Genomic DNA, 22936 nt, shown 5'->3' with positions numbered 1-22936 from the left:
GCGCTTTCGCAAATCAAGTCGGGCGACATGGCCAATCTAAAACAGATCGCGGCGGAACTTTCCCTTTCGGTGACCACGGTATCGCGCGCTCTGAAGGACGGGCCGGAAGTGCATGCATCGACCGTGGCGCGCGTCAAGGAGGTGGCCAAGCGGGTCGGCTATGTCCCGAACCATTACGGCCGCGCGCTCAAGACCGGACAAACCCTGACGCTGACGGCGGTGCTGCCGATGGAAACACGCGACTACCTGTCCGATCTGGCGAAACTTCCTTTGATCGAAGGCATGACGCTGGCGGCGCGGCAGGCAGGCTATAGTCTGTCCATCTATTCCACCACCCCCGACGACGATCCCGTCGAAAGTGTGCAGCGCCTGCTTCAGGCGCGCAGCGCAGACGGACTGATCATCACGCGCATGGTCTCGAGCGATCCGCGCGTCAAGCTGCTGCTGGATCAACACGTGCCGTTCGTCGCATTTGGAAGAACCGACCTGGACATCGCGTATCCCTATGTCGATATCGACAATGAGCAGATTGCCTATGACGCGACCCAGCGGCTCATGGACAAAGGCTGTCGACGCATTGCGCTACAACTTCTTGTGCAGAAGGATCAGGCGAGCGCCATGCGTCTTGCCGGCTATGGAAGGGCGATGGCCGAGGCCGGTATTCCGATCGACCAATCGCTGATCGGTGACGGCACGTTCACGATGGAATCGAGCGCGGCCTGGTTCGAACGCTTGCTGGCGTCGGCAGATCCGCCGACGGGCTTGGCATGCGCCAACGAACTGGGCCTTCTGGGAGCGCTGCACGCTCTAGGCAGGCGGGGTCTTGCGCCGGGTCGCGACATCCACATCGTCACCCGTGACAACACCCGTCTGGCGCGCTTCCTGCCGGCTAAGATCGGCGTTCATTCCGTAGACATGGCAGATGTCGGGCACAAACTTATCGAGGTCCTGGAGGGCCGGATAGCCAATCCCCTCGGGCCGGTCGCGAGAGTCTTGTTGCAAGGCAGATTCGACCCGGCTGAATAGTCTACCCGCGCGGACTCTCAAGCCGCATTTTTGCGGGACCAGGCGATATCACTCGGTCGGGACCGTACCCACCTGGCCAGCGACTTCTTGATCAAGCTCGGCCAGGAAATCCACGATGCGGGCCGCGTTGTCGCCAAGGTCGTAGCGGCCGTAGCGGGAGGCCGAGCGCATGTCGACGATGACCGCATCGCCATCATCGGCGACACGGATGGCGACATCGGCGGGTAGGCTGAGCACAAAGCTTTTGGCCAAGGCATCGATGGTCACTTCGCTTTGCCCTCTCGCGTCGGGAAACGGCACTGCCAGCCGCCAATCCCGCCGATCGAGCACGGTTTCGACTGCTTCGAGGACGCTATCGAAAGGCAGATCGTAGCTGCGCCCGGTGACCAGCGGATAGGTCTCGGTTTGCAAGCGCTGCTCGCCGGGGGTCGGCGGCGAAAGCGTATTCATGTCGCCCGTCCGGGCGGCGGCGAGCGCCGGCGGATCGTCAAAATCGGTCGAGATGTCGCTTAGCGGCGGATAGGTCGCCGCCCGGTAGGCGACAACACTATAAGGAGCGAGCACCAGAAGCGCCAGCAAGGCGCCGACGGCGAGGTCGCGACCGCCGCGATCGCCGAAATTCCACAGTCTTGAAAAGGCAAATCCGGCGAACAGGAGCGCGAAGGCGGCAAGCAGCGCGACAAGGGCGAGCACCCAAAGGAAAGCCGGTGTTTCAACGAGATCATACCGATGGCCGATCAGAGCAGTCAGAAGCAGCACCACCGAAAAGGCGCCCGTTCGCCGCGACCAGCCGGCAGCCTTCGACGTCTGTCGCTCGGCAATTTCCATCGTTTTCTGCACTGACCCTACCCGAACGGATATTTAAAGCGCGTCGCGTTTGAACGGATTCATGCGGCGCGCTTTAAGTTCTTGTTTTCATGCATGTCGTTATCGCAAAACCGCTGCACACTTTTGCGCGACATGCATTAGAGCCTTTGGTGGCGGCTTGAAGGCGAAAGCCCTCCCGTCAATCCGTTGGCAGGCGATAATCCCTGAATTGCTCGCGCAAGGTGGTTTTCTGGATCTTGCCGGTGGCGGTGTGGGGGATTTCACCGACAAAGGCGACGTCATCCGGCATCCACCACTTCGCCACCTTGCCATTCATGAAAGCAAGGATATCGGTCTTGGCAGGTTCCCTGCCCGGCTTGCGGACGACGACAAGCAAGGGCCGCTCACCCCATTTCGAATGAGGAACGCCGATGGCTGCGGCCTCCGCCACATCCGGATGACCGACCGCGAGATTCTCGAGGTCGATGGTCGAAATCCATTCACCGCCCGACTTGATGACGTCCTTGGCGCGGTCCGTGATCTGCATGTAGCCGCCTGGATCGATATGGGCGACGTCGCCGGTATCGAACCAGCCTTCTGCGTCGAACTGTTCGGAACCCACGCCGCCATAATAGGCGCCGGCGACAGCCGGCCCGCGCACTTTCAGCCGCCCGAATGTCTTGCCGTCCCAGGGCAGCGCGTTGTTGTCGTCATCCGTCACCTTCATTTCGACGCCGAAGGGCGGATAGCCCTGTTTGCTCTGGACATCGAGCCGGGCTTCGCCGCCGAGCCCGGCATAGTCCGGCTTCATTGTGCACAGCGTGCCGAGCGGCGACATCTCGGTCATGCCCCAGGCATGGATGACCTGGACATCGTAATTGTCCTGGAATTTTGTCGTGAGCGCGCGCGGGCAGGATGAGCCGCCGATGACAACCCGCTTCAGATAGGGAAGTGTCTTGCCGGTCTCCTCCAGATGCTGGAGCAGCATCATCCACACGGTCGGCACCGCGGCGCTGAAGGTCACTTTCTCGGTGTCGAGCAATTCATAGACCGAGGCACCGTCCATCTTGCAGCCAGGCATGACCAGCTTAGCGCCGACCATCGGTGCGCTCTGGCCAAGGCCCCAGGCATTGGCGTGAAACATCGGCACCACCGGGAGAATCACGTCCCGCGCGGATATGCCCATCGCGTCGGGCATGGCGGCGATCATGGCGTGCAGCACGTTCGAGCGGTGACTGTAGAGGACGCCTTTCGGCTCGCCCGTGGTACCCGAGGTGTAGCACATGCCGGCGGCGGTGTTTTCATCGAACGTCTTCCAGGCGAACGCACCGTCGGCTTCGTCGAGCCATTCCTCGTAGGCAACGACGTCCGGCAGCGCCGTTTGCGGCATATGTGCCTTGTCGGTCAGCACGATCACTTTTTTCAGCGATTTGACCGCGCCGGCGATCTTTTCGAGCAGCGGCATGAATGTCAGATCGACGAAGACCGCCTTGTCTTCGGCATTGTTCATGATCCAGACGACCTGCTCGGGAAAGAGGCGCGGATTGAGCGTATGATAAATAGCTCCGACGCCCATGATGCCGTACCAGGCTTCGATATGGCGCGCCGTGTTCCAGGCCAATGTGGCGATGCGGTCGCCAAGCCCGAATCCGTCGCGCTCGAGCCGCTCGGCGACCCGCAAGGCGCGGCGACGAATGTCGGCATAAGTGGCCCGGACGATTGGACCTTCGATCGAGCGCGACACGATCTCGCGGTTGCCGTGCTGCACGGCTGCATTGTCAATAAGCTTATGGCAGAGCAGCGGCCATTCCTGCATCAGTCCGAGCATTCGTTCCTCCCATAGGTTTTTTGTTCCATTGTGAGATGAACCTGTGGATTGTCCAGTCATGCCGGCGTGGAAGCGGTGCATTGCTCGAAAACACACGAAAAACCGCCACAATCCGGCCATCGTCGCCGTTAATCTTCATTAACGGTGGGGCGCGATTGGCGAATGAAAGAGGTTCGCATGGACGCGCAGGTTGACGACGGACTCGAAACTACGCTTGCCGAAAGCTTGGCCGACATGATGCCGGATACCAAAACCGTTTCCGAAGACGAATTTGCCGAAGTCGTCGGCGGCGCCCTTGAGGCCGTTGGCGGCACCCTGCTGTTCAAGATGTGCGTCCAGAACGAAGGCGAAGGCGAACATGTTGCCGCGGCATGCGTGGGCGACGGCGGCAACCGCCAGTTCCTGCTTCTCACCTTGCCGACCGCCGGTGGCGCGCTCAAGGTCGAGACCGTGTCGAGAAGCACCAATCCGGTGGCTGGCATTGCCGCCGCTTATGCCGGGCTGATGGATGCATTTCAGGCTGCTGCCTGATCGTTCCAGGGAAAGACCGGTTTGACGGGAGATCAGGCCTGAACCTGAGCCGCATGGCTGGCTATGCGTCATTGTCGAAGGGTGGCCTTGCGCAATGCGCTCGCTCGCCACACCTATTCCGGGGCGCCGCATGCCAAACAAGGAGAACCCCGCCAATGGACCAGATCGCAAATCCCGCACCAGGCTTTCAACGCAATCCCGGCAAGGTCATCACCATCGAGCCCTATGACGGTACTGTCACGGTGCGCAGCGGCGAAACGGTTATCGCCTCGTCAACCAATGCAAAGCTCCTGACCGAGTCCCCCTACCCTTCAGTCTTCTATATTCCGTTTGCGGACATCGATTTCGGCCAGCTTCGCAAGACGGAATTCTCGACTCATTGCCCTTACAAGGGCGATGCGAGTTATTGGAGCGTGCTGCCTGCCGCCGAGGTGGGCAAGGATGCGATGTGGGCGTATGAGCAGCCTTTCGACGAGATGGTCGAAATCCGCGATCATGGCGCATTCTATGCCAACAAGGTGACGATCGAAGCCGCGCCGGACTAAGTAGGGCTACTGGAAAACTTCGCGGTCAGTCGGTGGTGCCGTTATTGCCGACACCGTCGGCCTCATCGAGCCGCACGAAGGTGAGACCCTTATCTTTCAACGCCAGGAGACCTTGCACCACGCCTTCGCCGGCGGCATGGGTTGGCTGATTGATATGGGCGATGATGACATCGCCGTCCTTTGCCGCGGCAATGCGGCGTGCGGTCTCTTTTGCCCCCAACAATGAACCGCCGTCGCCGTTTATCGAGAAGCCGGCGATCTTGAAGCCGAGCTTGCGTATCATGGCGATAGCCGAAGGGCTGTATTCGGCGGTTGCGCCGCGAAACCATTTCGGCGCCGGCCCGCCGGTCCCGGCAAGGGCGGCGGCGCCCGACTCGACCTCGGCCAGGACCGCGGCCGGGCTGCCGGCGGCGCGGATGCCGTAGATCTTCTGCGGTGTGTCGACTGCCGGGACGTGGCGGCCGCCATGGTTTTCCAACTCGAACAGATCAGGATGCGCTCGCATGATCTCGACGGCGGCGGCGTTGCGTTTCAGCCAGATGCCGGTGACAAAGATGGTCGCCGGGATCTTGTTTTCCACCAGCGCCGAAAGGATCCTTGTGTCGGTCCGCCCGCCACAGGCATCGAGCGTGAGCGCGACACGACCGTTGCCGCCGGCTTCCGGCTTGATATGCAGCGTCGGCTCGACCAGTGGCGCGGCACAGGCCGCGGATACCGCCCACATCGACATCGCGATCGCGCAAAAATGCTTTTGGAACAGGTGCATAGTTAGGTTTTCCAAGCCGGCGCCATCAAGACGCGGCAGTTTTGATCGCCGCGTCCACCTTTGGCAAGTGCGGCATCAGTGTGCGTGCTCCACGTCCTTAACCGTGCGTGAAAGGACTTCGCGGACCGCGGCGACGACCGGCTTGACCTCCAGGCGCCAGACACAGCAAGCCTTGCTCGGATCCGGCCAACGGCACAGTTCCCTGGCAACGCATGCGCATGGCATGGGAGGCTGGAGGGCGATGCTGGGCACACCGGCAGGACCCCATTGGGCTGGATTGGTCAGGCCGTAAAGTCCGACAACCGGAGTTCCCGCTGCCGCCGCCATATGCATCGGGCCGCTTTCATTGCCAAGGAAGAGCCGTGCCTGTTTCAGGACGGCGAGCAGTGTTTCAAGCGGCATCGTGCCAACGAGATTCACCACGGGCGAAACCGTCTTGGCGACAATGCGCTCGGCGGACACCCGTTCATCCGGACCGCCGACAAGCACGAAGTCCAGCCCGGTCTCCCGCGAAATCTCGTCGATTGCGATGGCAAAGCGTTCCGGTTGCCATCGCCGTCCTTCGAAACTCGCACCCGCATGCACGGCGATGAAGGCGTTGCGCCGAAGATGATGTCTGTCCAGCAACGCCAGTGCTTTGGCAGTTTCCAACGGCAGTGGTTGAATGGACGGCACCGGCACACGCAGATCGACGCCAAGCGCCTCGAGCGGCGAAAGATAACGGTAAAGGAAGTGCCGCTCGCCAAAGCCAAACGGCTTGGCCAGGACGTTGGCAGGCTGCGGCTCGTGCCAGCGCAAAGGCCTCTCGGGAGGGTCGTAGCCCACCCGGGTCCTGGCATTGACGAACCGGGTGATGATCCGCGAGGTCTTTGAATCGGTCAGGTCGATCGACAGATCAAAGCGAAACCGGCGCAGCGTTCGCACCATCGTGTAAAGTTCGTGTCCGCGCTCAAGCGGTGTGCCGCGCATGCGGGCACGCCTGAACGTCACGACGTCAGAGGCTATGCCGTGGGCGGTCAGGAAGTGTTCGAAGCGGGCCTCGCAGAGAAACACGATCCTGGCCTCGGGATATTCGAGCCGCAGGTTCTTGGCGAGCGCGGAGGCAAGAACGATATCGCCGATGAACTTCGTCTGGATGATCAGGATCGAGCGGACGGGCAAAATCTGGGGCATCTGTTTCTGACACCGGAGCGGTTGGGAGGCCGCAAATTGGGCAGAAACGATGTCGAGATTGGGAGCTGCCACGCGCAAATTCGCGTGAACTCAATTACAAAATCGTAATCTTAAATCGGACGGTCAGGACCAATCGACATCATCGATTGGTCCGAGAACGTCACCCGCGATCAATCTTGGCGACTTGCACCGCCGCCTGGGCGGCAGCCAGCCTGGCGATCGGCACGCGGTAGGGCGAGCAGGACACGTAGTCGAGCCCGACCTTTTCGCAGAAATGGATCGACGCCGGATCGCCGCCATGTTCGCCGCAAATGCCGAGCTTGATGGTCGGCCTTGTCGCCCTGCCCTTCTCGGCCGCCATCCGCACCAGTTCGCCGACGCCTTCGATGTCGAGCGACACGAACGGATCCTGCTCTATGATGCCCTTCCGCCGATAGGTTTCCAGGAATGACGCCGCATCATCGCGCGAGATGCCGAACGTGGTCTGGGTTAGATCGTTGGTGCCGAAAGAGAAGAATTCGGCTGTCTCGGCGATGACGTGGGCGCGGATCGCGGCGCGCGGAAGTTCGATCATCGTGCCGGTGAGATAGTCGATCTTGACGCCGGTCTCTTCCATGACGCTCCTGGCGACGGCGTCGATCCGCGCCTTGACGTAGTCGAGCTCTTTCACCAGACCGACCAGCGGCACCATGATCTCGGGAACCACCAGCGCGCCGGCCTTTCGGCCGGCCTCGACGGCGGCCTCGAAAATGGCGCGCGCCTGCATCTCGGCGATTTCGGGATAGGAAACGGCGAGACGGCAGCCGCGGTGGCCGAGCATCGGGTTGAATTCATGCAGCGCCTCGGTGCGCTGCCTGAGCTTGTCCGGCGATACCTTCATGGCGGCGGCGACCTCGGCCACCTCTTCCTCGGTCTTGGGCAGGAATTCATGCAGGGGCGGATCGAGCAGGCGGATCGTTACCGGCAGGCCGGCCATGATCTCGAACAGTTCGAGGAAATCCGAACGCTGCATGGGCAAAAGCTTGGCAAGGGCCGTGCGCCGGTCCTTTTCCGTATCGGCCAGGATCATCTCGCGCATGGCGATGATGCGATCGCCATCGAAGAACATGTGCTCGGTGCGGCAAAGCCCGATGCCCTCGGCACCGAAGGAGCGTGCCATGCGGGCGTCGAGCGGCGTTTCGGCATTGGTGCGCACCTTCATGCGGCGCGCGGCATCGGCCCATTCCATGATGGCGGCGAAGTCGCCGGAAAGTTCCGGCTGCAGCATCGGGACAGCGCCTTTCAGCACCTGGCCGTTGGCGCCGTCGATAGTGATGATGTCGCCCTTGCGGAAGGTCGAGCCCATCGCCATCAGCGTGCCGGTCCGGTAATCGACGCGCAGCGAGCCGGCGCCCGACACGCAAGGCTTGCCCATGCCGCGCGCCACCACCGCGGCGTGGCTGGTCATGCCGCCGCGCGTGGTCAGGATGCCTTCCGCCGCATGCATGCCGTGAATGTCTTCAGGACTGGTCTCGATGCGCACCAGGATCGCCTTGCGGCCTTGCGCCTTTGCTTCCTCGGCATCGTTGGAGGAAAACACGATCTCGCCGGTGGCAGCACCCGGAGAGGCTGGCAGGCCGACGCCGATCACGTCGCGCGCGGCCTTCGGATCGATGGTCGGATGCAGCAACTGGTCGAGCGAGGCCGGATCGATGCGGGCGACGGCCTCTTCCTTCGAAATGAGCTTGTCGCGCGCCATCTCGACGGCGATCTTGAGCGCAGCCTTTGCAGTGCGCTTGCCGGACCTCGTCTGCAGCATCCACAATTTGCCGCGCTCGATGGTGAATTCGAGATCCTGCATGTCGCGGTAGTGCTTTTCCAGGCTGTCGGAGATGGTGACGAAAGACTGGAAGGCGTCCGGCATCAGCTTCTGCAGCGACGGCTTGTCGGAGCCGGCGGCAATGCGCGCCGCCTCGGTGATGTTCTGTGGCGTGCGAATGCCGGCGACGACATCCTCACCCTGCGCATTCACCAGGAACTCGCCATAGAGCATCTTTTCGCCGGTCGAAGGGTTGCGGGTGAAGGCGACGCCGGTGGCAGAGGTGTCACCCATATTGCCGAAGACCATGGCCTGGACGTTCACCGCCGTGCCCCAGCTTTCGGGAATATCGTGCAGGCGCCGATAGGTGATGGCGCGGTTGTTCATCCAGCTCGAAAACACGGCGCCGATCGCGCCCCAGAGCTGCTCGTGCGGATCCTGCGGAAATGGCTTGCCGAGTTCCTCCTCGACCTTGGCCTTGTAGAGCGCGATCACGCCCTGCCATTCGATAGCCGTCAGCTCGGTGTCGAGCTCATGGCCGAGCCCGCCCTTTTGGTCTTCGAGGATTTCCTCGAACACCTCATGGTCGAGACCCATGACGACATCGGAATACATCTGGATGAAACGACGGTAGCTGTCATAGGCAAAGCGGGCATCGCCGGAATCGGCGGCCAATGCCTCGACGGTCTCGTCGTTGAGGCCGAGATTGAGCACGGTGTCCATCATGCCAGGCATCGAGGCGCGGGCTCCTGAACGCACGGACACCAGCAGCAGTTTCGACGGGTCGCCGAAGCGGCGCCCGGTCAGCCGGCCGATATGGTCAAGGGCGACCGCGACATCGGCTTCCAGGGACGCCGGGTAGCAGCGCGCGTTGGCGTAGTAGGCATTGCAGACCTCGGTGGTGATGGTGAAGCCAGGCGGCACCGGCAGGCCCAGGCTGCACATTTCGGCCAGATTGGCGCCCTTGCCGCCCAAGAGGTTCCTGTCGCCGGCACGGCCTTCCGCAGCGCCGTCGCCAAAGGTGTAGACCCATTTGGTCATGCTTGCTCTCCACTCGCAGGAGATTGAAAAGATTGACGAAGCCGAAATTTCGCCGTGTCCTGTTCGAGCGATATGATGCTGCACTGCGAAAGGCAAGGCGTCGGCAAAGCCAGCCGCCCTCTACAATCGATTAAGAAAAAGCGACGGCAAAAAGACTTGCGGATCAGGCGCTTCAGATGTAGAACATAACAAGAACACTAGGTGGCATGATGAAACTGACCGGAAAACTCGATTATCTCGAAATGCCGGCGACCGGCGGAACGCTGGACAGGGTGAAGGCCTTCTACGCTGCCGCCTTTTCATGGTCGTTCACCGACTACGGACCGACTTATGCGGCCTTTGCCGAGGGGCTCGACGGCGGCTTTCAGGCCGATGGCGCGGAAGCGCCGGCCAAGCCGCTGCCGGTGCTTTATTCCGAGGACCTGGAAGAAACCCTGGACGCCGTCGAAAATGCCGGCGGCACGATCGTCAAGCCGATTTTTTCATTCCCCGGCGGCAGGCGGTTCCATTTCGTCGATCCGGCCGGCAATGAAATGGCGGTTTGGGGCGAATAAGCGCCATCGCCTGACATCAGGGGATATGCGAAAGCCTGTTTGCGGGAACCGGTGGATCAGTTCAGCGCAGTCGCCATCTCGGCATTGAGCTTTCCATCGGCTCGTCCTATAAGCCGCGCGCAGCGGGCACGTTCCGTGCTGCTGGGGCGTCGCCAAGTGGTAAGGCATCGGTTTTTGGTACCGACATTCCCAGGTTCGAATCCTGGCGCCCCAGCCAATGGATTTTTTTCAATAAAATCAATATTTTACGACCACCGTGCACGGTCGTTGTCGAGGTCACACAGTACGCTGTTTTCTGACATCGCCTGGCTGAGCCAGGCATGGGCGCAAGGCGGATTATCCACGATTTCGGCCCGCAGCCGGAAACGCCATTCCCGGCGTGATTTTCTGCTTTCAAGGCTCGACCCGACTTCAAACCGCCTGGAAAACCAGCTCCAGATTCGGCTTGTTCGCCTAAAACGCGCCGTGTGATGGATTCATGCGGCGCGTTTTTTTCCACACCTATGCCGTCGCGTGCAGCAATCCTGGTTACCGTCGGCTTGTTGCGGACGGCGCCATCCATTCCGACCGGTACCAGTCGACAAACTTCTTCAAGCCATCTTCTATCGAAACGCTCGGCCTGAAGCCGAAATCGCGCTCCAGCGCCGCGATGTCGGCATAGGTTCGCTCCACATCGCTCGTCTGCATCGGCTCGTTCTTGCGGATCGCCGCGACACCGAGCAGCTTTTCCAGAATGTCGATGAAATCGCCCAGCCGCACCGGCCGGTTGTTGCCGACATTGTAAAGCCTGTTCGGCGGACTGTCCGTGGGGGGCTTGTCGAGCACGGCGACGACGGCCTTCACCACATCGTCAACATAGGTGAAATCGCGCCACATCTCGCCATTGTTGAATACCCGGATCGACCTGCCCTCGAGCATCGCCTCGGTGAACATCCAATAGGCCATGTCGGGCCGGCCCCAGGGACCATAGACGGTGAAAAACCGCAGACCGGTCTGCGGGATGCCGAAGAGATGGGCGTAGGTATGGCTCATCAACTCATCCGACTTCTTGGTGGCGGCATAGAGCGACACAGGCTTGTCGACCTGGTCGGCCTCACTGAACGGCACTGCGCGGTTGCCGCCATAGACGGAGCTCGACGAGGCATAGACCAGATGCTCGAATGCGGGCTCGGCGCGGCAGAATTCGAGCACTTCGAGATGGCCCATGACGTTGGAGCGGACATAGAGCCGCGGATTGTCGAGGGAATGGCGCACGCCCGCCTGCGCGGCGAGGTGAACGATCCTGACGATGCCTTTGCCGGCCAAGGCGGTGGTGAGCGCGCCCGGTTCGGCAATGTCGAGCTGGTGAAATGAAAAATCCCGGTGGGGCAGAAGGCGGGCGAGCCGTCCCTTCTTGAGCGCCAGGTCGTAATAGTCGTTCATGTTGTCGACGCCGACGACCACCTCTCCCCTGTTGAGGAGATGATGGCAGACATGGCTGCCGATGAACCCCGCAGCTCCGGTGACGAGTACAGGCACGAGGTTCTCCACACACACCGACCAAACCAGTCATCCCAGAAGAGAGCTGGCTGTTTTCAGTGGTGCTATAGTCGAAAGCCGAAATTGAGGCCACCGGCAAGCTGGCGCTTCAGCTCGCCTCGCGCATCGCTTCGGCCGCCTGCAGGTCGACCGACACGAGCTGGCTGACCCCCTGCTCGGCCATGGTCACTCCGAACAGCCGGTTCATGCGCGCCATGGTGATCGGGTTGTGCGTGATGATGACGAAGCGCGTATCGGTGGTGGCGGCCATTTCGTCCATAAGATTGCAGAAACGCTCGACATTGTGGTCGTCGAGCGGCGCGTCGACCTCGTCGAGCACACAGATCGGCGCCGGATTGGTCAGGAACACGGCAAAGATCAGCGACATCGCCGTCAATGCCTGCTCGCCGCCGGACAGCAGCGTCATGGTCTGCGGCTTCTTGCCAGGAGGCCGGGCAAGGATCTCAAGCCCGGCCTCGAGCGGGTCGTCGGATTCGATCAGTTGCAGTTCCGCGGTGCCGCCGCCGAACAGATGCGAGAACAGCCGCTGGAAATGACTGTTGACCACGTCGAAGGCGGCGAGCAGCCGTTCGCGACCTTCACGGTTCAGGCTCTGGATAGCTTGCCTGAGCTTGCGGATCGCCTCGATGATGTCCTCGCGCTCGGAAACGATGGTCTCCAGCCGGTCGGACAGTTCCTTCTGCTCCTCCTCGGCGCGCAAATTGACGGCGCCGAGCCTCTCGCGCTCGATCTTCAGCCGGTCGAGTTGGCGCTCGACCTCGGCCATTTCCGGCATCGGGCTGTCGGCCTCCAGTCCGGTATGGCGGATGACCAGATGCGGTGGCGTGTTCAGCGTTTCCTGGATGCGCGCCTCGACCTCCAGCCGCCTTTCGTCGGCGGCCGTCAGCCGCTCTTCGGCACGGACGCGCGTTTCACGCGCCTCGGCCAGCGACTGGATCGCCGCGGTCGCGGCCTTGTCCAGCTCGGACTGCCGGTTCTCCGCTTCCTGCAGGCGGTCGCCGGCCGCCTGACGCAGGCTTTCCGCCTCGGCAAGCTGCGAGAGAAGAGCGCGCCGCTTGGCGTCGATCTCGTCGGGGGCGTCGGCGAGCCTTTCGCGCTCGGCCTCGGCTTCGGCCTTGCGTTCGCCGAGTGAGGCAATCTGCGTCGATGCGTTCTCGGCGCGCTCCAGCCAATTGCGGCGTTCCGCCCCAATGGCCTCGAGCCGGCGCATACGCGCCTCGGCTTCCCGCCTCAGGCCCTCATGAACGGCGCGCGCATCGGCAAGGGCGGCGCGGTCGCGGGCGACATTGGCTGAGGACTGTTCGAGCTGCAACTGCAGATCGCCGAGATCGGGCGCGCCTTGCAGCAGCATTTCCGCCTCGACGAAAGCCGCCGCCGTCTCCTCGTGGCTGTCGACGACGCGGGCGCGCGCCTCGTCCAATGCGGCGCGCCGGCTCGAGAGCTCGCCGCCGGCCTTCTCGGCCTCGGCCAGCACGTTGCGCGCGGCGTCCAGCCCATGCTGGGCATCGCGCCCGGCCTGTCTGGCATTGCGTTCGGCATCGCTGCTTCGCGCAAGCGCTTGTTCGGCTTGCGCAAGTGCCGCCTCGGCCTCGCGCAGCACAAGCGTGGCTTGCACGGCTTCGGCATCGAGCTCGGCCAGCCGGTTCTTCTGCGCCAGCCGTTGTGCCGCCGCGGTCGGCGCATCGGCGCTGGCGGTGAAGCCATCCCAGCGCCAGAGCGCGCCTTCGCGGCTGACCAGCCGCTGGCCGGGTGCAAGCAGCGCCCGCAGCCGCCTGATATCACCGGCCTCGACGATGCCGATCTGCGCCAGCCGGCGCGCGAGTTGAGCCGGCGCGCGGACGACGCTGGCGAGGCTCCTGATTCCATCGGGCAGAGCAGCGTCGCCGGGCTGGATTTCGCTTTCGCCCCAATGCACTGGCGCGCTGCGGTCAAGCGGTACGTCAAGGTCCTCGCCAAGGGCGGCGCCAAGCGCCGTCTCGTAACCGCGCTCGACGCTGATCTGCTCCAGCACGGACGGGAAGAGGTCGCCGCTCGCGGCATTCAGGATCTTGGCCAGCGTGCGCGCCTCGGTCTCGATGCGCGCCAGCTCGGCCTTGGCATCCTGGACCGGCGGGCGGGCGGCACTTTCGGTCGCGCGCGCCTCGGCGACCGCCTGTTCGGCAGCGATGGTGGCCGCCTCGGTTTCTTCGAGCAGCGCCAATGCGTCTTCGACCAGAAGCCGCTTTTCGGCCGGATCGGGCAGGCCGGCAACCCTGGATATGATGTCGGACAGTTCCCGGTCGACATCGGCGAGCTGGCGGGCGAAACGGTCGCGGCGTTCCGCGGTATCGCGCAGCGTGCGCTCGATCTGGTTGCGCGAGGCGGCCGCCTCTGCCCGTTCGGCGGTCAGTGCGGCGAGTTTCGCTTCGCTCGCGGCCAGCGTCGCGGCAGCCTGCTCGAAAGCCGCGCGGGTGGTGGCCTCGCGCTCGCCAGCACCTGCGTTTTCGGAATTCAGCTCGGCTTCTTCCGTGCGCAGGCGTTCGAGAATGTCGGCGTTGTCGCGCACCATCCGCTCCTCGCGGGCGATGTCGCCGTCGAGCTGCTGGAGCCGGCGGTCGAGTTCGGCCTGGCGGGCACGGATGCGGCCGGCCTCCTCCTCGATCTGCGCCTTGGCGATCGACAGGCGCTGGAAGGCGGCGGCAGCGGCGGCTTCCGCGTCGCGCAGATCCGGCAGCCGGTGCGCCCCGATCCCTTGCTCCTTGGCGGCAGCCATTTGAGCGGAGGCGCGATCGCCGACAAGGGCGGTGGCAACCGCCAGGGCCGAGCGCGCCTCGCCTTCCTGCGTCTTGGCCAGCGTCCAGCGCAGATGCAGCAGCGTCGCTTCGGCCTTGCGAATATCGGCCGACAGGTTCTTGAAGCGTGAGGCCTGACGGGCCTGGCGCTTCAGGCTTTCGATCTGGCTTTCGAGCTCGCCGACGACGTCTTCCAGCCGCTCGAGATTCTGTTCGGCTGCCTTGAGCCGCAGCTCGGCCTCATGGCGACGCGTGTGCAGGCCGGAGATGCCGGCCGCCTCTTCGAGCAGCGCGCGCCGCGCCTGCGGCTTGGCCTGGATCAGTTCGCCGATGCGGCCCTGTCCGACCATCGAGGGCGAGCGTGCGCCGGTCGACTGGTCGGCGAACAGAAGCTGCACGTCCTTGGCGCGGGCTTCCTTGCCGTTGATGCGGTAGAGTGAGCCCGCCTCGCGCTCGATGCGGCGCGAGACCTGCAGCTCGTCGGCGTCGTTGAAGGCGGCGGGTGCGCTGCGGTCGGTATTGTCGAGGAAGAGCGTGACTTCGGCGGTGTTGCGGGCTGGCCGCGTGCCCGAACCGGAAAAGATCACATCGTCCATGCCCGACGCGCGCATGTTCTTGTACGAGCTTTCGCCCATCACCCAGCGCAGCGCCTCGACAAGGTTCGACTTGCCGCAGCCATTCGGCCCGACGACGCCGGTCAGGCCGCGTTCGATGACGAACTCACCGGGTTCGACAAAGGATTTGAAACCGAGCAGGCGAAGGCGCGAAAACTTCATTCGCGCTGCCCCACAGGCGAGTTCCGCAAAAATGTTGCGCGGTTTTGCGACAGGGCGCGTGGCGCGCGGCAAGACAAAGTGGCACGCACGCCGAAGCGCGGTCGCCTCGGCGCTGCTGGAGCGTCAAAGCAGAGGGTCGATGATGGCCGACATTTCCTCAATCGACAGCGCCCCTTTGTAAGTCTTTCCGTTGATAAAGAAGGTCGGCGTCGAGTCGACCTTGAATTCATCGGCGCCGCGCTTCTGGACCGATCTCACATCGTCCAGAAGTTTCTGGTCCGTCAAGCAGGCTTCGAACGACTCCTGTGTAAAACCGGCCAGCTTGGAGATTTGCAGCAGCGCGTCCTTGGTATTGTTCACGCCCACCCAGTTCGCCTGCTGCTTGAACAGAACATCCACCATCGGGAAATAATTGTCCTTGGCGCAGCGCGCCAGCATGAAGCCGGCCTCGGCGCTGGGGTCGAACGGAAATTCGCGCAGGATATAGCGAGCCTTGCCGGTGTCGATGTACTTCGTCTTCAGCTCCGGGAAGGTGGTTGCGGCGAAATGCGCGCAATGCGGGCAGGTCATCGAGGCATATTCGACGATGGTGACTTTCGCGTCGTCCTTGCCAAGCTGCTCGTCGGGCAGCGCGCCCGGCTTCAGCAATGCCGCCATATCCACCGTGCCTTGAGCTTCAGGCGCCTTCGCGGCAGTGGCCGGCTTCGCCGGATCGGCGGGAGCCGCAGGCTTCACAACCTCCGCCTCGGCTTTCTCGCCCGAGTCGCTGCATGCGGCGAGCAGAACCACGGCTGGAACGGCGGCCAGCGAAGACAGGAGGTTTCTGCGGGACAAGGCACGGGTCATACGAATCACCTGATATCGGTTGGATTTTGCAATGCAAAGGCTAGAAAAGGCGAGAGTTGGCGCGAATTAAGGCATCGCCGTCCCCATTCCAATCGCCAAACTTTTAGGATGCGATCACGAATACGCGAGATTGACGACAGGTCTATGGCTTTCTTTGGCCAAGAATAGTTGCGCCGAGCCGCTCCAGCGAGGCACGCAGGCCATCGTCCTCGATCTTGCCGACTGTTCGCGAAAGCTTTGATTTTTCTGCATCATTGAGTGGTCTGGCAGCCGGTTTCGGGCGGAGCTTTTGCGACAGAACCGGCTTCTGCACGATCCTGATCCGGCCAATGGCGTTGAAACCAAGGAAGGCATTGACCCGGTTGATGATCTCGCCGGTCTCGTGCTGGAGATGAAGCGCGGCCATGCCCTCGCAGGCGATGACCAGCACCGCCGGCTCGAACGGATCGTCCTCATGCATGCGGCGCGGCCACTGGATCTTTTCGGGGCGCGAGCGGCTGGCGAGCCTGGGCCCGGCGATCTCTTCCCATGACTGGACGAGGCCGATCGACATGCCGGCCCGCTTGCGCAGCACCGGATCGAGGATCTCGGTGGCGAGATCGCTCACCGGAACGGGATTGCCGAAGGGCCGTTTCCCTGCCATGTGCGTTCTCCAGTCACAACCTTCGCCAAGCAGCGGTTAGGCCAGCCCTCGATCAATGGCACTGCACGACCAGACCCGCAAGACCGCATCCGCAGACCGTACCTCATCCGGGGACAGCGGCAGAGCCGCGTCCGGGGATAGCGGCGGCATCGCATCCCGGCTGCTTGGCTGGTACGACGCACATCACCGCGACCTGCCATGGCGCGTTGCGCCGCGCGAGCTTTTGCGCGGCATACGGCCCGATCCCTACCGCGTCTGGCTTTCCGAGGTCATGCTGCAGCAGACCACGGTCGAAGCGGTCAAATCCTATTTCCGGGCCTTTGTCGGGAAATGGCCTGATGTCGCGGCATTGGCAGCCGCATCGACCGAAGATGTCATGAAGGCCTGGGCCGGGCTCGGCTATTATTCGCGCGCACGCAATCTCAAGGCCTGCGCCGATCTTGTCGCACGGCAAGGCGGGCGTTTTCCGGATACGGAAGCAGGCCTGAAAGAACTGCCCGGCATCGGCGCCTATACGGCGGCGGCGATCGCGGCGATCGCCTTCGACCATCCTGCCGCGGTCGTCGACGGCAATGTCGAACGGGTTGTTTCGCGATTGTTTTCGATCGCGACGCCGCTAAGCGAGGCCAAGGCCGAGATCCGCGTGTTTGTCGAACGCATGGTTCCGGACAAAAGACCGGGCGATTTCGCCCAAGCGATGATGGATCTGGGCGCGACGATCTGCACGCCGCGCCGACCGCGCTGCATGCTTTGTCCGCTGCGCGAGGATTGCAGCGCCACCGTCTCGGGTGATCCCGAGCATTTTCCAGTGCGCCTGCCGAAGGCCGAAAAACCATTGCGGCGTGGCGCAGCCTTTGTCGCCGTCAGGGCCGACGGCGCCATTCTTTTGAGAAAACGCGTGGAAAAAGGCCTGCTCGGCGGCATGACCGAGGTGCCGACGACCGGCTGGACCGCGCGGGTCGACGGCGCCACCACGGATGCGGCAGCCCCCTTCCCCGGCGACTGGCGGCCTGCCGGGCGGATTGGCCATGTCTTCACCCACTTCGCGCTTGAACTCGACGTGTTCAAAACGACGACCGAGGCTGCCGCTCCAGCGGGGCATTTCTGGTCGCTGGCCCATGAAATTTCCGGGGAAGCCTTGCCCACTGTCATGAAAAAGGTAATCGAAGCGGCGATACCGGGCGCGACCAAAGCGCGTCGCGTGTGACTTGATCACACCGCAACGCGCTTTGGATTGTTTGTTTTGTGCATGCCGTGTTCCCAAAACCGCTGCACACTTTTGGGCGAGATTCACCAAAAGCAGCGCCCGCATTGAAAAGGACGACAATGACTGAAATCCGCCACATCGTTTTCGACATCGGCAGAGTGCTGATCCACTACGACCCGAACTTGCCGTTCAGCCGTATCATTCCGGATGCCGAGGAGAGAAAGTGGTTCTTCGACAATGTCTGCACGCATGACTGGAACGTCGAGCAGGATCGCGGACGGACATGGAAAGAGGCCGAGGCGCTGCTGATCGCCGAGCATCCCGACCATGCCGAAAACATCCGCAGTTTCCGCCGCCACTGGCACGAGATGGTGCCGCATGCTTATGAGGACAGCGTTGAGATCATGGAGAAGCTGATCGACAGCGGCCACGACGTCACCATGCTGACCAATTTCGCCTCAGATACGCTCGCCGAAGCCCGGCAGCGTTTCGATTTCCTCAACCGTCCGCGCGGCGTGACCATTTCAGGCGAGATCGGCCTGATCAAGCCGGATCGCGGCATCTACGATCACCACGTCGCCGCGTTCGGCCTTGAGCCGGCGGCCACATTGTTCATCGACGATAGCCCGAAGAATGTCGAAGGCGCCAAGGCGGCTGGCTGGCAGTCCGTGCTGTTCATCGACGCAAAAACGCTCGAGGCGGACCTCAAGCGGTTAGGGATCGAAGTGTGATTTGAATCACTTCGAGTGATCGCCTGAGAATTTGATTCAACGCGGCAGAGGCTGCCAAATTTTCAAGCCCCTGCCCGCTCCATGCCGAGGCGGGCGATACGGCGGAGCTCGTCGATCGGGGTCAGGCCGCCGCTGCGCTCATAGTGCCAGAAGGTCCAGCCATTGCAGGCGTCCAGCCCCTGCACTTCAGCGCCGATCTTGTGGATCGATCCGGCGCTGTCGCCGATCGCCACCGTGCCGTCGGCGCGCACCTTGGCGGCCCAGCGCTTCTTGGCGTCGTAGAGCGTGGCGCCCGGCAGCATCAGCCCGGTATCGATCAAGCTGACAAAAGCAACGCGCGGCTCGGCGCGCTTGCCGGTGAGCACGGTCAGATCGGCGCCGTCCAAGGGCCGGACCGCATCGATGCGCTCGTTGGCGGCGTCGATATAGGCCTGCTCGCGCTCGATGCCGACGAAATGGCGGCCGAGGCGCTTGGCCACCGCGCCTGTGGTGCCGGACCCGAAGAAGGGATCGAGCACGATATCGCCAGGCTTGGTCGAAGCCATCATGATACGGGCAAGCAAGGCTTCCGGCTTCTGCGTCGGATGCAATTTGTCGCCATTGTCGTTCTTCAGCCGTTCGCCGCCAGTGCAGATCGGGAACAGCCAGTCGGAGCGCATCTGAACGTCGTCGTTCGACGCCTTCAGCGCTTCGTAGTTGAAGGTGTAGCCCTTGCCCTTCTGGTCGCGCGAGGCCCAGATCATCGTCTCATGGGCGTTCTGGAAGCGGCGGCCGCGGAAATTCGGCATCGGATTGGTCTTGCGCCAGACGACATCGTTGAGGATCCAGAAGCCCAGATCCTGCATCTTGGCGCCGACCCTGAAAATGTTGTGGTAGGAGCCGATGACCCAGATGGTGCCATTGGGCTTCAAGACACGGCGCGCCGCTAGCAGCCAGGCGCGGGTGAAGGCATCGTAGGCCTCGAAACTCTCGAACTGGTCCCAGTCGTCGTCAACGGCATCGACCTTGGACTGGTCGGGCCGGTGCAGATCGCCGTCAAGCTGCAGATTGTAGGGCGGATCGGCGAAGATCACGTCGATGGATTTTTCGGGCAGCCGGTCGAGCGCGGCGACGCAATCGCCTTTCAGGATCGTATCCAGCCACTCGGATTGCTGAGGAGCACGGGAAAGCTCGTCGAGAAGACGCACGGCAGACATTGTTACACCCAAAAGCACGCGTTACTGTTTACTCCCTGTTATGGTTACCGATCAGCGTAAATATTCGGTGAAGGCCACTGGGTCCGGACCCGGCAATTTGCGAAGCCCGGCCCATTGGTGTATGCCCGCGCCGCTCGAGCTTTATCGGGCCAACGCCCGCCCTCCCGCTTCCGGACCGCCATGCCACAGCCAGACCTTGTCATCTTCGATTGCGACGGCGTGCTCGTCGATTCCGAAATCATCGCCGCGCGCATTGAAGCCGAGCTGCTGACCTCGGCCGGATATGAGATATCGGCCGAGGAGGTTGCCGAAACCTATGCCGGGCTGACCTTCAAGGACATCATGATGCGGGTCGAGGAGAAGTCGCGCATCCCGTTTCAGGCCTCGCTGATCGACCGCGCCGAAGACTTGGTCGACCGCAGGCTGCGCAGCGACGTGCGCGCCATCGACGGGGTGCGCGAGGCGGTTGCCGCGGTGACAGTGCCGCGCTGCGTCTGTTCGAATTCGCGCAGCGAGCGGATCGAGTTCATGCTGGAGAAGGTGCATTTGCTGCCGTTCTTCGCCGGCCGGATTTTTTCGGCGATGGAAACACCGACCGGGAAAACCAAGCCGTCGCCCGACGTGTTTCTCTTTGCCGCGGAAAAGCTCAAGGCCAATCCGCAAAACACCTTCGTCATCGAGGATTCCGTGCATGGAGTGACCGGCGCCAGGACGGCGGGCATGCGCGTGATCGGCTTCACGGGAGCCAGCCACAGCTATCCCGGCCATGCCGATGCGCTGACCGAGGCCGGCGCCGAAACGGTCATTCGCCGCTGGGCCGAGCTGAAAAGCGTGATCGCCGCCCTGTCGGAATGGTCGGCGGATGCGTAAGGCATGCGCCTCCGGCTGGAGGCGCAGTCGTGCCGCGACGGCTTAATCCGCTGCGGCAACCTTCTTCTTGTCGCTCTTCTTCGGGGCGGCTTCATCATAGCCGGCAAACGCCTGGTAATCCTTCGCGCTGGGCTCGGGAACGACGACGTTGGAATCGGTGAAGACGAACTGGGTAGCAGTCGAGGGGTCGGTAACCTGGACTTGATATTGGTGAAGCTGCGAGTAAAGCACCTCGCTGCCATGCATCACGGCGATACGGATCGGCATGGTGATGGTGCCGGGGTTGAACATCGGTCCCGGAACGACCTTGCCGGCGATCCCGATCTTCATCGCCAGCTGGCCGTCGGCGCGGCTGCAATCGCGGGTCACATCGGTGATCGAGGCCTGGTAGATGATCTTCGTCGGATCCTTCTGCGGATCGACTATGGTGCCGTCCGGCGCCGGCTGGTCGGTCGGTGCTGCGTCAGCGGCGGGCTCGGCTTTCTTCTTGGGCTTCGGGCCGCTCTTGGCATAGGTGTTGAAGAAGGCGGTGCCGTCGCGCAGCGTCACTTTCGGGCAATAGGCCAGCAATTGGCTTCTGAGAACCTGGGGGTCCGGAGGCGGAGGCGGCGACGTATCCTTCTTGCCGAAGCCGAGGATGCCATTGTCGCTCGATTGGCAGCCGGCGGCGGCAAGCATAAAGCCAGTGAGCGCCAGACCCGCGACAAAGCGATAATAAAATGGGCGACCGTTGAACGAACAAAACGCCATGAACTGCTCTTCCCTCTCGCAAAGCCGGTGACGTATATCAACCGCGCGGCAAAAATGCGACTGAGCCAGCGCAGAAATTAACCACTTTGCCGGGATGGAGCCGCCGGCAGCAATGGACATGTGACGATGCAATATGTGAGTACCCGCGGGGAAGCGCCCGTGCTTGGTTTTTCCGACGCGGTGATGGCGGGACTGGCGCGCGACGGCGGGCTTTATGTGCCCAGCGCCTGGCCGCATCTTTCGGCAGCCGAAATCCGCGCCATGCGCGGCCTTGCCTATCCCAATCTCGCCATTCGTGTGCTGGCGCCGTTTCTGGGCGGCGAGATAGCGATGCCGGTGTTCGAACGGCTGGTGCGCGAAGCCTATGCGACCTTCCGTCACGAGGCCGTCTGCCCGCTGGTGCAGACCGCTCCGAACACATTCGTGCTGGAACTGTTTCATGGCCCGACGCTGGCTTTCAAGGACGTGGCCATGCAGCTTCTCGCCCGGCTTATGGACCATGTGCTTGCAGAACGCGACCAGCGCGCAACAATCGTCGGGGCCACGTCAGGCGACACTGGCGGGGCTGCCATCGATGCCTTTGCCGGGCGCGCCCGTACCGACATCTTCGTTCTGTTCCCGCATGGCCGCGTTTCGCCGGTGCAACAGCGGCAGATGACGACATCCACCGCCGCAAACGTCCACGCGCTGGCGATCGAAGGCAATTTCGACGATTGCCAAGGCCTGGTGAAGGACATGTTCAACGACCATGGCTTTCGCGACCGGGTGTCGCTGTCCGGGGTCAATTCGATCAACTGGGCCCGCATCATGGCCCAGATCGTTTATTATTTCTCGTCGGCGCTGTCGTTGGGCGCGCCCGACCGGCCTATCTCCTTCACGGTGCCGACAGGCAATTTCGGCGACATTTTCGCCGGCTACGCCGCCAAGAAGATGGGCCTGCCGATCGAGCGGCTGATCATCGCGACCAACGACAACGACATTCTGGCGCGCACGCTGTCGAGCGGCGAATACCGCACAAAAGGCGTCTTTTCGACGACCTCGCCGTCGATGGATATTCAAGTTTCGTCGAATTTCGAACGCCTGCTGTTCGAGGCGGCCGGCCGCGATGCTTCGACCGTACGGCGCTACATGAACGGGCTGAAACAGTCCGGCGCCTTCACCATCGAAGTGGCGGAGATCGCCAGAATCCGCGCCGAATTCGACGCCGGCCGTTCGACGATGGACGAAGTCGCCGCCACGATCCGCTCGACGCTGGCGGCCAGCGACTACCTGCTCGACCCGCACACCGCCGCAGCCATGCATGTTGCCGCTGCGAACGCCGCCAATGCCGTGCCGATGGTGGTGCTTGGCACGGCCCATCCGGCAAAATTCCCGGCTGCCGTCGAAGAAGCCTGCGGCGTGTCGCCCGCCCTGCCCGCATGGCTAGGCGGGTTGATGACATCAGAGGAAAAATACACGGTACTTCCATCCGACCTGAAAATGGTGGAAGATTACGTTAGCCACCACACGCGGGCGGCAAGTTAGGGAGTATCAGCTAT

The 22936-nt window shown here is 62.6% G+C and carries 19 protein-coding genes and 1 tRNA gene; 9 read left to right on the top strand and 11 right to left on the bottom strand.

Annotation, left to right across the window (positions count from 1 at the left end; genetic code table 11):
- Positions 1 to 27 precede the first annotated feature (27 nt).
- Positions 28 to 1026 carry a LacI family DNA-binding transcriptional regulator gene (locus OHD62_RS29525; protein ID WP_263790418.1) on the top strand — a complete coding sequence of 333 codons (999 nt, stop codon included), beginning with the start codon at positions 28 to 30 and terminating at the stop codon, positions 1024 to 1026.
- Between the two features lie 48 nt (positions 1027 to 1074).
- Here the strand turns inward: OHD62_RS29525 and OHD62_RS29520 are convergent, their stop codons facing one another.
- Both OHD62_RS29520 and OHD62_RS29515 read right to left on the bottom strand, forming a co-directional pair.
- Positions 1075 to 1854, bottom strand: coding sequence for a DUF1499 domain-containing protein (locus tag OHD62_RS29520; RefSeq protein WP_263790416.1), 780 nt, complete (start codon positions 1852 to 1854; stop codon positions 1075 to 1077).
- Between the two features lie 178 nt (positions 1855 to 2032).
- On the bottom strand, positions 2033 to 3661 hold the full coding sequence (locus tag OHD62_RS29515; RefSeq protein ID WP_263790414.1) for a fatty-acid--CoA ligase: 1629 nt from the start codon (positions 3659 to 3661) through the stop codon (positions 2033 to 2035).
- 177 nt (positions 3662 to 3838) lie between these two features.
- Between OHD62_RS29515 and OHD62_RS29510 the strand changes: the two genes are divergently transcribed.
- Both OHD62_RS29510 and OHD62_RS29505 read left to right on the top strand, forming a co-directional pair.
- Positions 3839 to 4192, top strand: coding sequence for a hypothetical protein (locus OHD62_RS29510; protein WP_263790412.1), 354 nt, complete (start codon positions 3839 to 3841; stop codon positions 4190 to 4192).
- Between the two features lie 155 nt (positions 4193 to 4347).
- A complete protein-coding gene (locus OHD62_RS29505) occupies positions 4348 to 4737 on the top strand; it encodes a DUF427 domain-containing protein (protein ID WP_263790411.1) in 390 nt (129 codons plus the stop codon).
- 25 nt (positions 4738 to 4762) lie between these two features.
- Here OHD62_RS29505 and OHD62_RS29500 read toward each other — a convergent pair whose 3' ends face one another.
- From OHD62_RS29500 to ppdK, 3 genes are all read right to left on the bottom strand, one after another.
- Complete coding sequence (locus OHD62_RS29500) at positions 4763 to 5503, bottom strand: polysaccharide deacetylase family protein (RefSeq protein ID WP_263790409.1); 741 nt, start codon at positions 5501 to 5503, stop codon at positions 4763 to 4765.
- Positions 5504 to 5578: 75 nt separating this feature from the next.
- Positions 5579 to 6676 (bottom strand): glycosyltransferase family 9 protein, encoded by a 1098-nt coding sequence (locus OHD62_RS29495; RefSeq protein ID WP_412177436.1) that lies wholly within the window; start codon positions 6674 to 6676, stop codon positions 5579 to 5581.
- A gap of 160 nt (positions 6677 to 6836) precedes the next feature.
- A complete protein-coding gene (ppdK, locus tag OHD62_RS29490) occupies positions 6837 to 9515 on the bottom strand; it encodes a pyruvate, phosphate dikinase (protein ID WP_263790405.1) in 2679 nt (892 codons plus the stop codon).
- A gap of 209 nt (positions 9516 to 9724) precedes the next feature.
- Between ppdK and OHD62_RS29485 the strand changes: the two genes are divergently transcribed.
- Complete coding sequence (locus tag OHD62_RS29485; protein ID WP_263790403.1) at positions 9725 to 10069, top strand: VOC family protein; 345 nt, start codon at positions 9725 to 9727, stop codon at positions 10067 to 10069.
- A gap of 142 nt (positions 10070 to 10211) precedes the next feature.
- Positions 10212 to 10286, top strand: a tRNA-Gln gene (locus OHD62_RS29480).
- Positions 10287 to 10597: 311 nt separating this feature from the next.
- Here OHD62_RS29480 and OHD62_RS29475 read toward each other — a convergent pair.
- The 4 genes from OHD62_RS29475 to OHD62_RS29460 form a co-directional block, all read right to left on the bottom strand.
- On the bottom strand, positions 10598 to 11587 hold the full coding sequence (locus tag OHD62_RS29475) for an NAD-dependent epimerase/dehydratase family protein (RefSeq protein ID WP_263790401.1): 990 nt from the start codon (positions 11585 to 11587) through the stop codon (positions 10598 to 10600).
- Positions 11588 to 11696: 109 nt separating this feature from the next.
- Entirely contained in the window at positions 11697 to 15155 is a 3459-nt protein-coding gene (gene smc, locus OHD62_RS29470; protein ID WP_263790399.1) for a chromosome segregation protein SMC, read from the bottom strand.
- Between the two features lie 123 nt (positions 15156 to 15278).
- Positions 15279 to 16001 carry a DsbA family protein gene (locus tag OHD62_RS29465; RefSeq protein ID WP_263790398.1) on the bottom strand — a complete coding sequence of 241 codons (723 nt, stop codon included), beginning with the start codon at positions 15999 to 16001 and terminating at the stop codon, positions 15279 to 15281.
- A 142-nt stretch (positions 16002 to 16143) separates the two neighbouring features.
- Entirely contained in the window at positions 16144 to 16644 is a 501-nt protein-coding gene (locus OHD62_RS29460; protein WP_263790396.1) for a DUF721 domain-containing protein, read from the bottom strand.
- A 55-nt stretch (positions 16645 to 16699) separates the two neighbouring features.
- On the opposite strand from OHD62_RS29460, the gene mutY reads away from it, so the two are divergent.
- Together mutY and OHD62_RS29450 are read left to right on the top strand one after the other, a co-directional pair.
- Positions 16700 to 17851 carry an A/G-specific adenine glycosylase gene (gene mutY, locus OHD62_RS29455; protein ID WP_263790394.1) on the top strand — a complete coding sequence of 384 codons (1152 nt, stop codon included), beginning with the start codon at positions 16700 to 16702 and terminating at the stop codon, positions 17849 to 17851.
- A gap of 119 nt (positions 17852 to 17970) precedes the next feature.
- Entirely contained in the window at positions 17971 to 18582 is a 612-nt protein-coding gene (locus OHD62_RS29450) for an HAD family hydrolase (protein WP_263790392.1), read from the top strand.
- A 62-nt stretch (positions 18583 to 18644) separates the two neighbouring features.
- Here OHD62_RS29450 and OHD62_RS29445 read toward each other — a convergent pair whose 3' ends face one another.
- Positions 18645 to 19778 carry a site-specific DNA-methyltransferase gene (locus OHD62_RS29445; RefSeq protein WP_263790390.1) on the bottom strand — a complete coding sequence of 378 codons (1134 nt, stop codon included), beginning with the start codon at positions 19776 to 19778 and terminating at the stop codon, positions 18645 to 18647.
- A 180-nt stretch (positions 19779 to 19958) separates the two neighbouring features.
- On the opposite strand from OHD62_RS29445, the gene OHD62_RS29440 reads away from it, so the two are divergent.
- Complete coding sequence (locus OHD62_RS29440) at positions 19959 to 20648, top strand: HAD family hydrolase (protein WP_263790387.1); 690 nt, start codon at positions 19959 to 19961, stop codon at positions 20646 to 20648.
- A 42-nt stretch (positions 20649 to 20690) separates the two neighbouring features.
- Here OHD62_RS29440 and OHD62_RS29435 read toward each other — a convergent pair whose 3' ends face one another.
- Positions 20691 to 21398: a hypothetical protein gene (locus OHD62_RS29435; protein WP_263790385.1), complete on the bottom strand. Its 708-nt coding sequence runs from the start codon at positions 21396 to 21398 to the stop codon at positions 20691 to 20693.
- A gap of 126 nt (positions 21399 to 21524) precedes the next feature.
- Between OHD62_RS29435 and thrC the strand changes: the two genes are divergently transcribed.
- Positions 21525 to 22922 (top strand): threonine synthase, encoded by a 1398-nt coding sequence (gene thrC, locus OHD62_RS29430; protein ID WP_263790384.1) that lies wholly within the window; start codon positions 21525 to 21527, stop codon positions 22920 to 22922.
- The last annotated feature ends 14 nt before the right edge of the window (positions 22923 to 22936 follow it).

This window comes from Mesorhizobium sp. YC-39, from assembly GCF_025753795.1.
GTDB lineage: Bacteria > Pseudomonadota > Alphaproteobacteria > Rhizobiales > Rhizobiaceae > Mesorhizobium.
Note: the sequence above shows the minus strand (reverse complement) of the source record. Positions and strands in the feature narration are given on the sequence as shown.

Excerpts from the sequence above, each read along its gene's own strand:
- thrC (WP_263790384.1), top strand. The coding sequence starts at position 21,525 with ATGCAATATGTGAGTACCCGCGGGGAAGCGCCCGTGCTTGGTTTTTCC.
- OHD62_RS29525 (WP_263790418.1), top strand. The coding sequence starts at position 28 with ATGGCCAATCTAAAACAGATCGCGGCGGAACTTTCCCTTTCGGTGACC.
- OHD62_RS29445 (WP_263790390.1), bottom strand. The coding sequence starts at position 19,778 with ATGTCTGCCGTGCGTCTTCTCGACGAGCTTTCCCGTGCTCCTCAGCAA.
- OHD62_RS29465 (WP_263790398.1), bottom strand. The coding sequence starts at position 16,001 with ATGACCCGTGCCTTGTCCCGCAGAAACCTCCTGTCTTCGCTGGCCGCC.
- ppdK (WP_263790405.1), bottom strand. The coding sequence starts at position 9,515 with ATGACCAAATGGGTCTACACCTTTGGCGACGGCGCTGCGGAAGGCCGT.
- OHD62_RS29520 (WP_263790416.1), bottom strand. The coding sequence starts at position 1,854 with ATGGAAATTGCCGAGCGACAGACGTCGAAGGCTGCCGGCTGGTCGCGG.
- OHD62_RS29460 (WP_263790396.1), bottom strand. The coding sequence starts at position 16,644 with ATGGCAGGGAAACGGCCCTTCGGCAATCCCGTTCCGGTGAGCGATCTC.
- OHD62_RS29485 (WP_263790403.1), top strand. The coding sequence starts at position 9,725 with ATGAAACTGACCGGAAAACTCGATTATCTCGAAATGCCGGCGACCGGC.
- OHD62_RS29435 (WP_263790385.1), bottom strand. The coding sequence starts at position 21,398 with ATGGCGTTTTGTTCGTTCAACGGTCGCCCATTTTATTATCGCTTTGTC.
- OHD62_RS29505 (WP_263790411.1), top strand. The coding sequence starts at position 4,348 with ATGGACCAGATCGCAAATCCCGCACCAGGCTTTCAACGCAATCCCGGC.
- OHD62_RS29515 (WP_263790414.1), bottom strand. The coding sequence starts at position 3,661 with ATGCTCGGACTGATGCAGGAATGGCCGCTGCTCTGCCATAAGCTTATT.
- OHD62_RS29510 (WP_263790412.1), top strand. The coding sequence starts at position 3,839 with ATGGACGCGCAGGTTGACGACGGACTCGAAACTACGCTTGCCGAAAGC.
- OHD62_RS29495 (WP_412177436.1), bottom strand. The coding sequence starts at position 6,676 with ATGCCCCAGATTTTGCCCGTCCGCTCGATCCTGATCATCCAGACGAAG.
- OHD62_RS29440 (WP_263790387.1), top strand. The coding sequence starts at position 19,959 with ATGCCACAGCCAGACCTTGTCATCTTCGATTGCGACGGCGTGCTCGTC.
- OHD62_RS29500 (WP_263790409.1), bottom strand. The coding sequence starts at position 5,503 with ATGCACCTGTTCCAAAAGCATTTTTGCGCGATCGCGATGTCGATGTGG.
- smc (WP_263790399.1), bottom strand. The coding sequence starts at position 15,155 with ATGAAGTTTTCGCGCCTTCGCCTGCTCGGTTTCAAATCCTTTGTCGAA.
- OHD62_RS29450 (WP_263790392.1), top strand. The coding sequence starts at position 17,971 with ATGACTGAAATCCGCCACATCGTTTTCGACATCGGCAGAGTGCTGATC.
- mutY (WP_263790394.1), top strand. The coding sequence starts at position 16,700 with ATGGCACTGCACGACCAGACCCGCAAGACCGCATCCGCAGACCGTACC.